Origin of the sequence: Micromonospora sp. NBC_00898 (assembly GCF_045207895.1) — a bacterium.
In the GTDB taxonomy this organism is placed as follows: domain Bacteria; phylum Actinomycetota; class Actinomycetes; order Mycobacteriales; family Micromonosporaceae; genus Micromonospora.
In genome coordinates, this window is sequence record NZ_CP108775.1 from 2,412,006 (window position 1) to 2,426,565 (window position 14,560).

8 protein-coding genes and 4 pseudogenes are annotated in these 14,560 nt (G+C 69.0%); 8 read left to right on the forward strand and 4 right to left on the reverse strand.

Annotated features, from left to right (window positions below; genetic code table 11):
* Positions 1-215 precede the first annotated feature (215 nt).
* From OG799_RS11855 to OG799_RS11885, 7 genes and pseudogenes are all read left to right on the forward strand, one after another.
* Positions 216-1,406 carry an ROK family protein gene (locus OG799_RS11855; protein ID WP_406045081.1) on the forward strand — a complete coding sequence of 397 codons (1,191 nt, stop codon included), beginning with the start codon at positions 216-218 and terminating at the stop codon, positions 1,404-1,406.
* A gap of 496 nt (positions 1,407-1,902) precedes the next feature.
* A pseudogene (locus OG799_RS11860) lies at positions 1,903-2,727 on the forward strand (IS5 family transposase); the annotation flags it as partial.
* A 126-nt stretch (positions 2,728-2,853) separates the two neighbouring features.
* A complete protein-coding gene (locus OG799_RS11865) occupies positions 2,854-8,829 on the forward strand; it encodes a ThuA domain-containing protein (protein WP_406045082.1) in 5,976 nt (1,991 codons plus the stop codon).
* Positions 8,830-8,984: 155 nt separating this feature from the next.
* Positions 8,985-9,743 carry a ThuA domain-containing protein gene (locus OG799_RS11870; protein WP_406045083.1) on the forward strand — a complete coding sequence of 253 codons (759 nt, stop codon included), beginning with the start codon at positions 8,985-8,987 and terminating at the stop codon, positions 9,741-9,743.
* A gap of 142 nt (positions 9,744-9,885) precedes the next feature.
* Entirely contained in the window at positions 9,886-10,503 is a 618-nt protein-coding gene (locus OG799_RS11875) for a hypothetical protein (RefSeq protein ID WP_406045084.1), read from the forward strand.
* Positions 10,503-11,129: a hypothetical protein gene (locus tag OG799_RS11880; protein ID WP_406045085.1), complete on the forward strand. Its 627-nt coding sequence runs from the start codon at positions 10,503-10,505 to the stop codon at positions 11,127-11,129. The genes OG799_RS11875 and OG799_RS11880 overlap by 1 nt, the downstream gene beginning before the upstream one ends.
* Positions 11,130-11,200: 71 nt before the next feature.
* Positions 11,201-11,743, forward strand: coding sequence for a hypothetical protein (locus tag OG799_RS11885; RefSeq protein ID WP_406045086.1), 543 nt, complete (start codon positions 11,201-11,203; stop codon positions 11,741-11,743).
* A gap of 66 nt (positions 11,744-11,809) precedes the next feature.
* Here OG799_RS11885 and OG799_RS11890 read toward each other — a convergent pair whose 3' ends face one another.
* The 4 genes and pseudogenes from OG799_RS11890 to OG799_RS11905 all read right to left on the reverse strand — a co-directional run bounded on the left by OG799_RS11890 (position 11,810) and on the right by OG799_RS11905 (position 13,333).
* On the reverse strand, positions 11,810-12,061 hold the full coding sequence (locus OG799_RS11890) for a hypothetical protein (RefSeq protein WP_406045087.1): 252 nt from the start codon (positions 12,059-12,061) through the stop codon (positions 11,810-11,812).
* Positions 12,058-12,349, reverse strand: a pseudogene (locus tag OG799_RS11895) (DivIVA domain-containing protein). The gene OG799_RS11890 and the pseudogene OG799_RS11895 overlap by 4 nt, the downstream one beginning before the upstream one ends.
* Before the next feature lie 88 nt (positions 12,350-12,437).
* Positions 12,438-12,629: pseudogene (locus OG799_RS11900) on the reverse strand (SDR family oxidoreductase); the annotation flags it as partial.
* Positions 12,630-12,757: 128 nt separating this feature from the next.
* The gene (locus OG799_RS11905) at positions 12,758-13,333 is read right to left on the reverse strand and encodes a GNAT family N-acetyltransferase (protein ID WP_406045088.1); all 576 of its coding nucleotides are present in this window, start codon (positions 13,331-13,333) and stop codon (positions 12,758-12,760) included.
* Positions 13,334-13,772: 439 nt separating this feature from the next.
* Here OG799_RS11905 and OG799_RS11910 point away from each other — a divergent pair.
* A pseudogene (locus OG799_RS11910) lies at positions 13,773-14,486 on the forward strand (alcohol dehydrogenase catalytic domain-containing protein); the annotation flags it as partial.
* Positions 14,487-14,560: the final 74 nt, after the last annotated feature.

A 14,560-nucleotide genomic window follows, 5' to 3' on the forward strand; every position in this document is an offset into this window, starting at 1 on the left:
ATGGAAGCCTCTTCCGGCAAAAGTCGTGGCCTCCTTGCAACCGGTCCGAACACGGGCAATCTGTCTCTTGTGGGCAAAGCGATGGCAGAATAGTTTGTCCGGCGAACAGACAAACTCGGGAGTCCGATGTGACCCTTGCGGCGCCTCTTCCCACACCGATCGGACCGGCCGTGCCAGCGGACTCGGCAACGATGCGGCGGAGCAATCTCGCGCTCGTGTTGCGGCACCTGCAGGACCAAGGGCCACGCTCGCGGGCGGACGTCGCGGTCGAGACGCGCTTGAGCAAGGCCACAGTTTCGAGTCTGGTCGCGGAGCTGGTCAATCGGGGTCTGGTGCGCGAGGGTGCGCTACGGCAGGAGGGGGCGATCGGTCGGCCGGCGCGGCTTCTCGAGGTCGACGGTTCGCGGGTTGGTGCTCTCGGCCTCGAAGTCAACGTCGACTACATCGCCGCGTTCGGTCGTGATCTCGGCGGCCAGATCCTCGTCGAGCGCCGCATCGCATTTGACGCCATGAACGCGACACCTGACGAAGCGCTCTCGCGGCTGGCCGTCATAACCCGCGAGGCGCTGGCCGAGATGACGCGACGCGGGGCGGTGGCCGCGGGAGTGACCGTCGCGATCCCGGGTCTCATCGACGTCGCTCGCGGCCACGTGCTGTTGGCCCCCAACCTGGGTTGGCGCGAGGTCCCCGTCGCGGCGCGCCTGGCGGCTGAGCTCGATGCGGGCGTACCGGTGCGGGTGGATAACGACGCCAACCTATCGGCGCTCGCCGAGTTCCGCGAGGGGAGCGCAGCCGGGACCGCTGACCTTGTCTATCTCACCGGAGAGGTCGGGGGCGGCGGCGGAGTCATCGTCGGGGGCCGGCTGTTGCGTGGTCCCGACGGCTTTGCCGGCGAGGTTGGCCACATGTCGGTCGACCCAACTGGCATCGAGTGCGGTTGCGGCCGGCGCGGGTGCTGGGAGACCAAGGTCGGGTTGGCCGCCCTCGTGCGGCTCGCGACGCCCGACCAGGGTTACGCCACGCCCGGTCCCGTACCGGATCCCGAGGTCAGGCTCGCGGGCATCCTCGACTTGGCCGCGGCCGGCGACCAACGGACGCATCTCGCCTTCGCCGAGGTCGGCCGGTGGCTGGGCCTCGGCTGCTCGATCCTGGTCAACCTGTTCAACCCACACGTGCTGGTCCTCGGCGGCTACTTCGCACGCGTCGCGGAGTTCGTGATCCCGACCGCGCAGGCTGAGCTCGACCGACTCGTCATCGCCGGCCAAGCGGGAATGTGCCGGATCGAAGCTTCCACTCTCGGGTTCGAGGCCGCTGTACGCGGTGGCTGCGGCGTCGCGATCGAGGGTGTGCTCGAAGATCCGACGAGTGTTCCCCTGGTCGCGGTTGTCAGCAGCGAGACCAGATGACCGCGTCCCTACCTACCCCTTCCCGTCCCCCCAACGCGTCGGCGGGCAATACCCGGCAGAGGGGAGGCCCACCGCGCAGAGGATCACGAGTTCCCGCCGCTTCGCAGTAGGGGCTCGTGCCCCCGTACTCGGAGCAGATATCACTGCTCACTCAACGGCTACCGGCTAACGACACCCCCGGCCACTTCGTGCTCAGTCCCAGCCTCTTGAACGGGCGGGACAGCCGCGTTGACGCCGAGGAGGTCGCGTTCCCCCGAACGGCACCAACCCTCCATCCGGGCAGACGCACAAAGCAAGGAGCTGACAGTGTTACCGATCTGGCGTAGGTCGCTCGCCGCCCTCGCCGCGTTCGCCATCGCGCTACCCATATCAAGCGCGCTGCAACCGGCACCGGCTCAGAGACCGTCGGGTAACCGATTGAGGGCGGGCTGTTACGGCGAGAAACGTCGATGTCGGGTGCTCGACAAATGCGTCATCCCCGCCATGATCTTGATGTGTGTGCAACAGGGATCTTGGCGGGGACGACGCCCGTAGATGCTACTCATCCAGCCTGACCGACGCGATGTGGGCTGTCCTGGCTCCGTTGATGCCGGTGCGTGACCTGCGCAAAGGCGGACGTCCGCGGGTGTACGACGATCGGTTGATTCTGAACTCGATCTTCTATGTGCTGCGGTCGGGCTGTGCGTGGCGGTTGATGCCTCACGATCTGGCCCCGCCGGACGCGGCGCATCGGTGGTTCACCACCTGGCGCCGAGACGGCACGTGGGATGCCATCCACGACGAACTGCGGCGGCAGGTGCGCGTGCAGGCCGGGCGGGAACCCGAGCCCACGGCGGCGGTTCTGGACGCCCAGTCGATCAAATCCAGTGAGGGAGGTGAGTCTCGTGGATTCGACATGGGTAAGCGCACCACCGGCCGGAAACGACACCTGATCGTCGACACGATGGGACTCCTGCTCGTCGTCGCGGTCACCTCCGCCTCGGTACAGGACCGACCCGGCGGACGGGCGCTGCTGCACCGCCTCGCCGCCACCTTCACCACCATCGCCGTCGTCTGGGCCGACGGTGGCTACGCCAACAGCGTCGACACCAGTCTGCTGACCTGGGCCAAGACCCAACTCGGCATCCTGCTGCAGATCGTCAAACGCACCGACGACGTCAAAGGCTTCCAGGTCCTACCCCGCCGCTGGGTCGTGGAACGCACCTTCGGCTGGCTGATCCGCAACCGACGCCTGGCCCGCGACTACGAACGCCTCACCACCAACTCCGAGACCATGATCAAAGTCGCAATGATTCGACTCATGGCGATACGCCTGGCCCGTCAACCGACCCGATGGGCCAACACCGCCGAACGTGCAGCCGCTCGCCGCATCAACGCCGAACAACTTTTCACAACGTAACCATCCGGTTACCCGACGGCCTCTCAGGCGGCAACTTCCCCCTTCAAGGTGCTCGTATTCTCCAAAACCACGGGCTTCCGCCACGACTCCATCCCGGCCGGCATCGCGGCCATTCAAAAGCTGGGCGCTGACAACGGCTTCGCCGTCGACGCGACCGAGGACGCCACCCAGTTCACCGACGCGAACCTGGCGCAGTACGACACGGTCGTGTTCCTGTCGACCACCGGCGATCCGCTGGACCAGCAGTCCGAAAGGGACGCGTTCCAGCACTACATCGAGGCGGGCGGCGGCTTCGTCGGCATCCACGCAGCAGCCGACAGCGGCTACGCATGGCAGTGGTACGGCGGCCTCGTCGGCGCTTACTTCAAGCAGCACCCGGCGATCCAGCAGGCGACGGTCAAGGTAGAAGACCGTGCCCACCCCTCGACGCAGAGCCTGCCGACGTCCTGGAGTCGCACCGACGAGTGGTACGACTACCGGAGCAACCCCCGGAGCAACGTGCATGTCCTCACCTCGCTGGACGAGGCGTCCTACACCGGCGGCACCATGGGCATCGACCACCCGAACACCTGGTGCCAGGACTACGACGGCGGCCGCGCCTGGTACACCGGGCTGGGCCACTCGATCGACTCCTTCAGCGAGCCGAACTTCCTGAAGCTGATCCTGGGCGGCATCGAGACGACCGCCGGGGCGGTCAAGGCCGACTGCTCGGCCTCGCTGGACGGCAGCTTCCAGAAGGTGACGCTCGACGACAACACGTCGAACCCGATGATGCTCGACGTCGCCAAAGACGGTCGGGTCTTCTACATCGACCTCAACGGCGACGTCAAAGTCATCAAGCCCGCAGGCGGGACCCTCCTGTCCGGGCACCTCAACGTGTTCACCGCGAACGAGAGCGGGCTGCTCGGGTTGGCGCTCGACCCGAACTTCGACTCCAACCACTGGATGTACCTCTTCTACTCACCGAGCGGTGCGAACGTGGACCGGCTCAGCCGCTTCACGGTCACCGGCGACATCATCGACATGACGAGCGAGAAGGTGGTGCTCGACGTGCCGGTGCAGCGCGCGGAGTGCTGCCACCACGGCGGCTCGTTGGTTTTCGACCGGAACACGGGGAACCTGTTCCTGGCTACCGGCGACAACACCAACCCCTTCGCGTCCGATGGCTACGCGCCGACCGACGAGCAGCCGGGCCGCGGGGCATGGGACGCCCAGCGCACTTCCGGCAACACGAACAACCTGTCCGGAAAAGTCCTGCGGATCCACCCGCAGCCCGACGGTACCTACACCATCCCGAGCGGCAACCTGTTCCCGCCCGGTACCGCGTTGACAAAGCCCGAGATCTACACCATGGGCGAGCGCAACCCGTTCCGGATCAACATCGACCCCATGACCGGCAGGTTGCTGATCGCCAACTACGGGCCGGACGCACAGTCTCCGAACCCGGCGCGTGGCCCGGAGAACGCCGTCGAGTGGGAGGTCGTCGATCAGGCCCAGAACAACGGCTGGCCGTACTGCATCGGGCCCAACCAGCCCTACATCGACTACGACTTCGCCACCAGGCAGTCCGGTCCGGCGTTCAACTGCGCCGCCCCGGTCAACAACTCGCCCAACAACACGGGCCTGACGAACCTGCCGCCCGCAGTCCCGGCGCAGGTCTGGTACCACTACCAGACCGACCCCGCGCATTTCCCCGAGTTGCACGGCGGCGCCCCGATGGCGGGCCCGGTCTACCGGTACGACGCGAGCCTCACGTCCGACCGCAAGTGGCCGGCGTACTGGGACGGCAAGGCGATCTTCGGCGAGTGGAACACGAACTCACTGTTCTCGTTCCAGCTCGCGGAGAACAACCATGACCTCGTGAAGATCAACCAGATCCTCAAGAGCTTCAGCTTCCTCAAGCCGATGGACATGACCTTCGGCCCGGACGGCGCCCTGTACCTGATCGAGTGGGGCTCCGGCTTCGGCGGCAACAACGCCGACTCGGGCGTATACCGGATCGACTATGTCAAGGGCACCCGGGCGCCCATCGCCCGGGCGAGCGCGGACAAGACGTCCGGCCCGGCACCGCTGACAGTCCAGTTCGCAAGCGCTGGGTCGCGTGACCCGGACGGCAGCGCCATCACGTACGCCTGGGACTTCGACGGTGACGGCACGACCGACTCCACCGACCCGAACCCGAGCCACACCTACAGCACTCCCGGCAACTACTCGGCCACGCTCACGGTGACCAACGCCGCGGGCAGGATGGCGACGGCCAGCGTGCCCATCACCTCGGGCAACACGACGCCCACGGTGAGAATCGAGCTGCCTCCGGCAGGTGGCTTCTTCGAGTGGGGCGACCAGATCAAGTACAAGATCACGGTGAGTGACCCGGAGGACGGGACCATCGACTGTGGCCAGGTCAAGCTGCAGGCGATCCTGGGCCACGACACGCATGGACACCCGCTCGACCAGTACACCGGCTGCGAGGGCACGGTCCAGACCGCGCTCTCCAGCGGGCACGACGACACGGACAACATCTTCTACGTACTCGAGGCGACCTACACCGACCAGGGCGGCGTGGGTGGCGCGCGTACCCTCACCGGCCGCGACCAGGTGATCCTGCAGCCGAAGCACAGGCAAGCCGAGTTCTACACCACGACGGGCCGGGTCCCGGGCGGCAGCGCCGTCGGTGATCCCGGCGTCCAGGCCGAGACCGCCGACGATCCTCAGGGTGGCGGGTTGGACATCGGGTACATCGAGGACGGCGACTACTGGTCGTTCGACCCGACGAACCTGACGGACATCACCTCGGTCGGCTTCCGCGTCGCCTCGGCGACCGCGGGCGGCACCATCGAGATGCACTCCGGCGCACCCGACGGCCAACTCGTCGGCAGTGCCGCGGTGGGCAACACGGGCGGCTGGCAGACGTACAAGGATGTCACCGCTCCGGTCAGCAACGCGCCGACGACCAGTGGCCCGTTGTTCTTCGTGGTCCGCAAGCCGGCCGGTGGCGCCGACACGTCGCTGTTGAACGTCAACTGGGTCGACTTCAACGGCAAGGGCGTCACCGAGAACCAGCGGCCGACGGCGACGGTAACGGCCAACCCGCAGTCGGGTACGGCGCCGTTGAAGGTCGACTTCGCGAGCACCGCCACCGACCCGGAGGGCGACACCCCGCTGACCTACTCGTGGGACTTCGGCGTACCCAACTCGCCGCATCCCACCACGCCCACCGCCTCGTACACCTACACGGCGCCTGGTGACTACACGGCGACCCTGACGGTGAAGGACAGCAAGAACGCGGCGACCACGGTCCCGAGCAGGGTCCATGTCGACGCCCCCAACACCGCGTGCCTCGGTCAGCTCTCCGACGACTTCTCCGGCACGTCGCTGGACGAGAGCCGGTGGACGACCATCATCCGTCGTGACCAGAACCTGACGGTGAGCAACGGCGCGCTGCACATCCCGACGTCGAACACGGACATCTACGGCGCGGGAACCGGCACGACACCCAACATCGTGCTGCAGAACGCCCCGAGCGGCCCATGGCAGGCGACCACGAAGGTCACCCTCGCCGCCGCCCGTGACGCCTTCCAACAGGCGGGGCTGATCGTGTACGGCGACGACGACAACTACGCGAAGATGGTGCTGGAGGCTCGCGGGACGAACGACGCCAACAACCGCATCTTCCAGTTCATCCGCGAGGAGAACGGCGTTCCGAACGAGGTGGCGGCTAGCAACACTCCCACACTCGGCTCGGCCTACCCGGACACCGCCTACGTCCGGCTGACCAGCGACGGCACGAACATCACCGCCGCCTACAGCAAGGACAACGCCACCTGGACGTCAATGCCGCAGACGGACAAGAAGCTCGCCGGCATCACCAACCCGAAGATCGGCCTGCTCTCCCTGTCGGGCACCGGGAGCCGCCCGGTGATCGACGCGGCGTTCGACTGGTTCCAGCTCACCCCGGACCCCACCATCACGGCCCCCGCGCCGGATGACGAGTTCGGCGACGCCACGGTGAACAAGTGCCGGTGGAGCACGATCGTCCGGGAGGACCCGGCCGGATACCGGCTCGCGAACGGTCAGCTCGAGATCGACACGTCGGCCGGTGACATCTACGGCACCCCGAACAGCGATCCGAAGAACTTCATGCTGCAGTCCGCACCCGGCGGTGACTGGACCATCGAGACGAAGGTCGACGGGAGCGCCTTCAACGAGCACTACCAGCAGGCTGGGCTGATGGTCTACAAGGACGACGCCAACTACGTGAAGTTCGACTACATCACCGACAACGATCCCGGTTCGGCGGTCGCGCGGCGGATCGAGCTGCGCAGCGAGACCGGCGACCAGGCCCCGGCCGGCGGGGCCGACGCCACCAACCTCACCCAGGGCGTCTGGTGGCTCAAGCTGCAAAAGATCGGCAACGACTACCACGGCTTCTACTCGAGCGACGGTACGACCTGGACCGAGGTGACGGACGCCAACGGCGCCCCCGCCAAGGTCAGCAACACCGCGGTCGGTAGCGGCCCCAAGGTCGGGGTGTTCGCCTTCGGCGTGAACCAGACCGCGTCGAAGACGGCGAAGTTCGACTACTTCCACGTCACCGGCCCCGCAGCCGACACGACGGCGCCGACGACGACGGCAACCCTGTCGCCGGCGGCGCCGACCGGGGCGAACGGTTGGTACACGGCACCTGCCCAGGTGACGCTTGCCGCGACCGACGACCAGGGCGGCCGCGGGGTCGACAAGACCGAATACCAGCTCGACGATGCCGGCACCTGGACGCCGTACACCGCGCCGTTCGAGGTGGCGGGCGACGGCGCCCACACGGTGGCGTTCCGCTCGACCGACAAGGCGGGCAACACGGAGACGGCGAAGTCCGTGTCGATCAAGATGGACGCCACGAAACCGGCTCTCGACACGACCCAGTCGCCGGCGACGCCCAATGGGGAGAACGGCTGGTACACCTCGGCGGTCACCGTCACCGCGACCGCGACGGATGCGACAAGCGGCGTGGACAAGGTGACGTACGACCTGGACGGCAACACCGGCCAGCCGTACGCCGGGCCGGTCACCGTGTCCGGCGACGGGGCGCACACCCTCGTGGTGCACGCCACCGACAAGGCCGGAAACACCGTCGACACGTCCCGTGCGATCAACATCGATGCGATCGCACCCGTCAGCTCGGCGTCCTTCGCCCCGGCGAACGACGACGGTTGGCACAACGGGAAGGTGCCGGTGACCATCTCCGCAACCGACGCGACGTCGGCCGTTGCGGGGTCCGAGTACAACCTCGACGGTGGTGGCTGGACCGCCTACACCGGGCCGGTCGACGTGAGCGGAGACGGCGAACACTCCTTGCTGTACCGCTCGAAGGACAAGGCCGGCAACATCGAGCAGGAAAAGGGCGCCACGATCAAGATTGACCCCACTGCTCCGACCCTGCTCGTCTCGGGTGTCGCCGACGGCCAGCTCTACGGCGACAGCCAGGACGTGCACATCTCGTGGGCCGCGACGGACGCGACCTCCGGGATCAAGAGCACGGTGGGCACGCTCGACGGCGCGCCGTACGCCAGCGGCCCGGACCAGCCGCTGTACGCGTTGGCCCTGGGCCAGCACACACTCACGGTCACCACGAGCGACAGGGCCGGCAACACCACCACGTCCACCGTGCGGTTCTACGTCACGACGTCCTTCCGTGACATGGCCAGCCTGATCGACCGCTTCGAGGCCGCTGGCCGGCTGTCCCACTCGACGTCCAAGTCGCTGCAGGGTCAGCTGACAGCGATTCGGCTCAAGGAGGCCAAGGGCAAGGACCAGGAGGCCGTCAAGCTCCTGGAGGAGTTCAAGAAGACGGTCGACGGGAAGGTCACGGACGCCGAGGTCCACGATGTCCTGATCCGCGACACCGACGCGATGATCGTCCGCCTCGGCGGAACTCCTGCCAACGGTAAGGCGGCGCGGACATCGGACCAGACGGTCGGCAGCTACGGCCGCCTGGACGGCGACGCGAAGTCCGTCACTCGCCGGTAGTCAACGTCCGGCTGCGGGGGCTGGGGTCGCCCGCCCCCGCAGCCGGAGAAGGGAGGCTCTCCCCCGTCGAACGCGGCGTTCGCCCGAGGGCGAGCGTGCCGAATCATCCGCAGAGCAGAAGGAAGGTCATGAAGACATCGTCAAGACTCCTAGCTGTGTTGGCGCTCGTTGCCGGACTGGTCGCGCCCGCGGTCCCGGCCGCGGCGGAGGCAGCGCAATGTCGCGTCCTGGTCTTCTCGAAGACGACCGGGTTCCGCCACGCCTCCATTCCTGACGGCATCGCCGCGATCCAGAAACTGGGCCAGGACAACGGCTTCGCGGTTGACGCAACCGAGGACGACACGCAGTTCACCGACGCGAACCTGGCGAAGTACCAGGCGGTCATCTTCCTGTCGACCACGGGCGACCCGGTCACCACGCCGGAGGCGAAGGCCGCGTTCCAGCGGTACATCGAGTCCGGCGGCGGCTACCTCGGTGTTCACGCCGCCTCGGACAGCGGCTACAACTGGGCCTGGTACGGCGGCCTCGTCGGCGCCTACTTCCGGGACCACCCGCCCATCCAGCAGGCTCTGGTCCGCGTTGCCGGACAGGGTACGGAGGCGACCCGGGACCTGCCGAACAAGTGGTGGCGCACGGACGAGTGGTACAACTTCCAGAGCAATCCGCGTGCCGCGGTAAGGGTGCTCGCCACGATCGACGAGTCGACCTACAACCCGGTGGGCTACACCGGCGGATCCATGGGGTCGGACCACCCGATGGCGTGGTGCCACCGGTACGACGGTGGGCGCGCCGTGTACACGGCGTTCGGCCACACCAGCGCCTCGTACACCGAGCCGTTGTTCCTGAAGCACCTGCTGGGTGGCATCAAGATGGCCGCCGGCCAGGCCAAGTTCAACTGCGACCCGGACGAGTGACGAATGGGGTGGCCGGGGGCCCTCCCGCGGGTTCCCGGCCACCTCCTGGCGAGGAAGGAACGTCCCCATGTCGAACACCCGTCGGTCGAGGTCAGCACGTCCCCCGCTTCGGGTCGGCAACGCGCGGCCCTGGCGCTCGGCCGTGATCGCGGGGTGTCTGGCGTTCGTCGCCGGCGCGCTGCTCGCCGGTGGGGTCGGCTACGCCGCCACCCGGCCGGACCCGGTCCAGGTGGAGGTGCACAAGCTGCAGGAGCAGGATGCGGCGCGGGACAAGGCCCAGACCAAGGAGTTGACCGCGACCGCACGCGACGTGCAGGGCCGGCTCCTTCCGGTGCTCAACGAGATGAGCGCTGCTCTCCCGGTCGACCCGTTGGCAACGGCCAAGCCCGCCACCGCAGCCCAGGTCTCCGCCTGGCGGGCGGTGACCGGTGCCGCCGTCGAGCGGTTCGCGCACCCGCCATCCGGCGGAACCGCCGTCAACGTCGCCCGCTCCGGCCTGGCGAACGCGGTCCGCGCGCTCGACGCGGCGGTGCGCATGTACGAGACGTCGTTGTCCGCCCCGCCCGCGATCCGGCCGGGGCTCGTCGCGCTCGCGGCTGAGCAACGCGACCTCGCTGTCGCCGCCTGGTCGACCACCGCGACGCAACTCGACGTCGTCAACATCGACGAAGGCTTCGGCCACGCCCACGTGTTCCTGCCCGCCGCGCCGGGGACCGGCGCCCTGACCGCCGACAGCGAACCCGAAGGGCACTCTGACTGATGCGTAACATCATGATCCGGTTGGGGCACGTGGTGACCCTCTCCGCCATCCTGTTCGTCACCGTCCTCGATGCGAACCCAGCTCTTGCCCACGGCGGCCCCGTCCAGCTGAGCGCGGGACCCGACGGCGCCGGGGGACTGACCGTGTTCGCGTCCTATGTCGAAGACGGCCACCCGGCGCGCGGTCTGGCGCTCACCGCGACGGCCACCGCCGGCACCGCTCGTCGAGGCCCGTTGCCGCTCCGGGCGGCGGGCGAAGGGGAGGGGTTCTACGTCCTGAGCCCCGGCGCCTTGCCTTCCGGCCGCTGGACGGTCACCGTGACGGGCACCTCCGCCCAGCGGGTGCGCGCGGCCACCACCACCGTGGACGTGAAGGCGCCCGGGGCGCCAGCCTCCCGGCCCGTCGTGACACCGACGGCCATCGCTCAGCCGCACAGCGCCCAGAAGGGAGCGAGTGGCGCACGTCGGTCCTCGAGTCTTCCCCTCGTCGCTGGCGGGCTCGCGGCCCTCACGCTCGTGGGCGGGCTGAGCCTCCTGATCGCGCGCCTGCGCGGCTCCGCCGGCCCAGCCGGCGAGCCGCCACAGCGCGCTCCACGCTCCCGCCAACCGATCGGCAGGTCCCGATGAATACAGCCAACCATCCAGGGACTCGACTGGGCGACGTCCGGGGTGCCGCGCGCTGGGCGGCAGCAGCCATCGTGGGGCTCGCGTGCATCGCGCTCGCGATCCTGCCCTCCACGCCCGCGGTGGCGGACGGAACGAAGACGCTCACCGTCACGCAGAGCAGCGACGGAGCCGTCGTCGCCACGGCCACGGACGCGTCCGGCGCACCCGTGAGCGGCCTGTCGCTGACGATGCTTGCGCGGTCGCAGACCGGGTCGATCGTCGGTCCTCGGCAGCTCGCCGCGGACGCGGAGCACCCGGGCCACTACGCCACCGGACCGTCAGCGCTGCCCGAGGGCAGTTGGGTGGTCACCGTGTCCGACGGAGGTCAGCTACGGACCACGACCACGCTCACGTCGTCCGGTCCGCCGCCGGTCGCGAAACCGAACCCCCGCCACCCGAGCCCGACGAGAACGACGGCGGGCAACCTGGCTGCCGAGGATTCGTCTCGATCGCACACCCTCCTCGGCGTCGCCGCGATCGTGCTCGGCCTCGGTGTAGTCGCCGCAATCGCCTTCGCTAGCCGCTCACGCTCCGGCCCTCGCCGCTCTGCGCGCATCGGCCGGTCCCGACGCTGACCTCTCCAGAGAACCACTCCCGGCGGCGAGCAGCGAAGTGAGGGACAGCCGACGCAGCCCGGACCTTCAGTGCCTGATGCGGCGGGAGCAGGGGCCGTCGTGGTCGGCGCGGAGCAGGCAGCGCCAGCCACCGGGCAGCAGCAGGTCACAGAAGACCCGATGCCGTACGTTCTGGTCGCCCTCGGCCGAGACGGTGGTCTCCCCCGGGTCGGCCTGCGGCAGGACCAGCAGCCAACGGCCGACCACCCGGGCCAGGCGCTGCGCGGCGGGCAGGTCGTTCGCGACCACCGGCAGGTGGATGACGTACCGCTGGATCACCGCTCGTGGCCCCGGTCGGTGCGGGCGCGGGCCTGGTCGGACTGCCAGCGGCGCAGCGCGTCCTTGATGACCGCGGTCTCCCGGCGGCTGGCGGCCAGGGCCGCGTGGACGGCGGCCAGGTCGCCGGCGACCCGGTCCAGGAAGGCGTACACGTCGTCGGGCTCGGCGTCCGAGCCCGGCCGGCTTGAAGCGGCGCTCGCGCACCTGCCACGGCAGCAGACTGGTGTACGCGCCGGAGCGGTAGGTCGCTGCGCTCCCCCGCGTCGGTCGCTGATTGCGGACGCTCATTCGCTGGCCGGCCTCTCATCGTGAGTGGAAGGGGTGGGCCACCCGCCCTCCCCGCACGGGCGGACCCACCCCGCCCTGCCACCGCAGCTCACCGACCCGGAGACACGCGACCACCTGTCTTCGCTGATCCGAGTGAACCGTCCAGTGGAGACTGCTCCGCGATCGAGTTGCCGCCATCGACGATGACCAGCTGCCCGGTGACGTAGCTGGCGTCCGGGGCAGCCAGGAACGCGACCACGGTGGCAACCTCCGCCGGGGTACCGGACCTGCCGACCGGCGTTCGCCGGGAGGCATTGATGCCGGTGTCGTGGCCGAGTCTGCGCGCGCGTCCAGCCGAACACCGGCGGTGGACTTCTCAGCGGCCTGTCGGTCGATCGATCGCCGCCGGGTCCATCATTCCGCCCGCGGTCAGCCAGTCGACTGTTGCATGATCCAGATGGTCAGCGGCTCGACGGTCACCACGAGCGCCACCTCCCAGCCGGCACGGCGGTACACCTCGACGTTGGCCGGGTTGCTGGTCTCCAGGATCGCCGGCACGCCGTCCGCCGCGGCGCGGCGCAATCCGGCCCCCATGACGGCGTGGCCCCAGCGACGACCGGCGTGGTCGGGATGGGTGCCCAAGACGCCGAGGTACCAGAACGGGGTGGTCGGTAGTGCGGCGTGTACGGCTTCGTCGTAGGCGTAGACGCGGGCCAGTGCGTCGGCGGGGAGTTGCGCCGCAAGAGTGTCGTCCGGCGGCCCGTCCTCGGCTGTGGGGGCGTCCCACATCGCGACCGACGCGCCGCGCCCGATCGTCCAGACCGTTCCCTGGCCCACCCGCTTGTCAAAGAGACGCCCGAAGAACGCGGCGGCGTACCGCGGATAAGTGGCAGCGTCAGGGAACAGATACCGCAGGACCGGGTCGTTGGCGAACGCGGCGACCAGCGAGCCGATCGCCCGTCCACGGTCTTCCGGGGTGGCCATAGTGATCTCAGGTGCGGTCACAGCATCCGACGATATACGGACAGCGGGCCGCATGAGGGTCCGGATGCGGTCCGCCGAGCCCGACCAACCAGGACATCGGCACCTTTCGCAGCGCGCTGCCGGCGCCCTGCCGATCACCACCGTCTTCGATCTCGCGATCGGAGCGGACGGCTACCTCTACGCGGCCACTCACGGTCGTGGCATCTGGAAGACACCGCTGAGCCTGCTACAGCGGGGCGAGCGAACACGGTGGCCGGCGCGCACCAGCGCCCGGCCACCGGCATGTCCAGCGACGCTGGCCGGTCAGCTGCGGACCTCATGCCGCCGACCCAGAGCGGTGGTCACGACACAGTTTGGGTGCGGTCGGTACAGGAAGGCCGGAACCCGGACCCGGGGACCGATACGTCACCGGGCGAAAACTGCCGCAATCCGACAGGCGTCTCGAGAAGGGAACCAGCGTATGCGGGCGATCACACTTCAGGAGCTTGGAGCGGCACCGGCCCTGGCCGGCGACCTGCCCCAGCCCGGCCCTCGCCCCGGTGAGGTGCTCGTGCGGGTGCGGGCGTCCTCCGTCAACGGTTTCGACGAGATGGCGGCGGCCGGAATGCTCAAGGGCAGGATGGAGTACCGCTTCCCGGTCGCGCTCGGCAAGGACTTCGCCGGCACGGTGGAGGCGGTCGGCGACGGGCCCACCCGGTTCGGCATCGGTGACACGGTGTTCGGGGTGGTCATGAAGCCGTACCTGCGAGACGGCGCGTGGGCCGAGCTCCTGGCGGTGGGCGACCAGTACGGGATCACCTGGGTCCCCGAGGACCTGGACCTGCCGACCGCGGGCGCGCTCGGGCTGGCGGGCACCGCCGCGGTCGACGCGGTGGACGCCGTCGCCCCCAAGCCGGGTGAAACCGTCCTGATCGCCGGCGCGACCGGCGGTGTAGGAGCGCTCGCGATCCAGTACGCCGCGGCGGCCGGCGCCCGCGTCATCGCCACCGCTCGCCCCGGTGCCGCCACCGACTTCGTACGACAGCTGGGCGCTGCCGAGGCGGTGGACTACACCGGCGACCTCAGCGGCCAGGTCCGGGCGGTCGCACCGGACGGCGTACCCGCGGTGGTGCACCTGGCCGGCGACGGCGCGCAGCTGGCCGGGCTGCTCACCCCCGACGGGCGCCTCGCCTCCACCATCGGCTTCGGCCCGGACCAGCACCCGGCCGCCACCTCGATCATGGCCAGCCCGGAGCCGGCAACCCTCGA

What these genes read in the sequence shown, in the direction of transcription:
- OG799_RS11880 (WP_406045085.1), top strand. Translation starts at nt 10,503, where the DNA reads ATGCGTAACATCATGATCCGGTTGGGGCACGTGGTGACCCTCTCCGCC.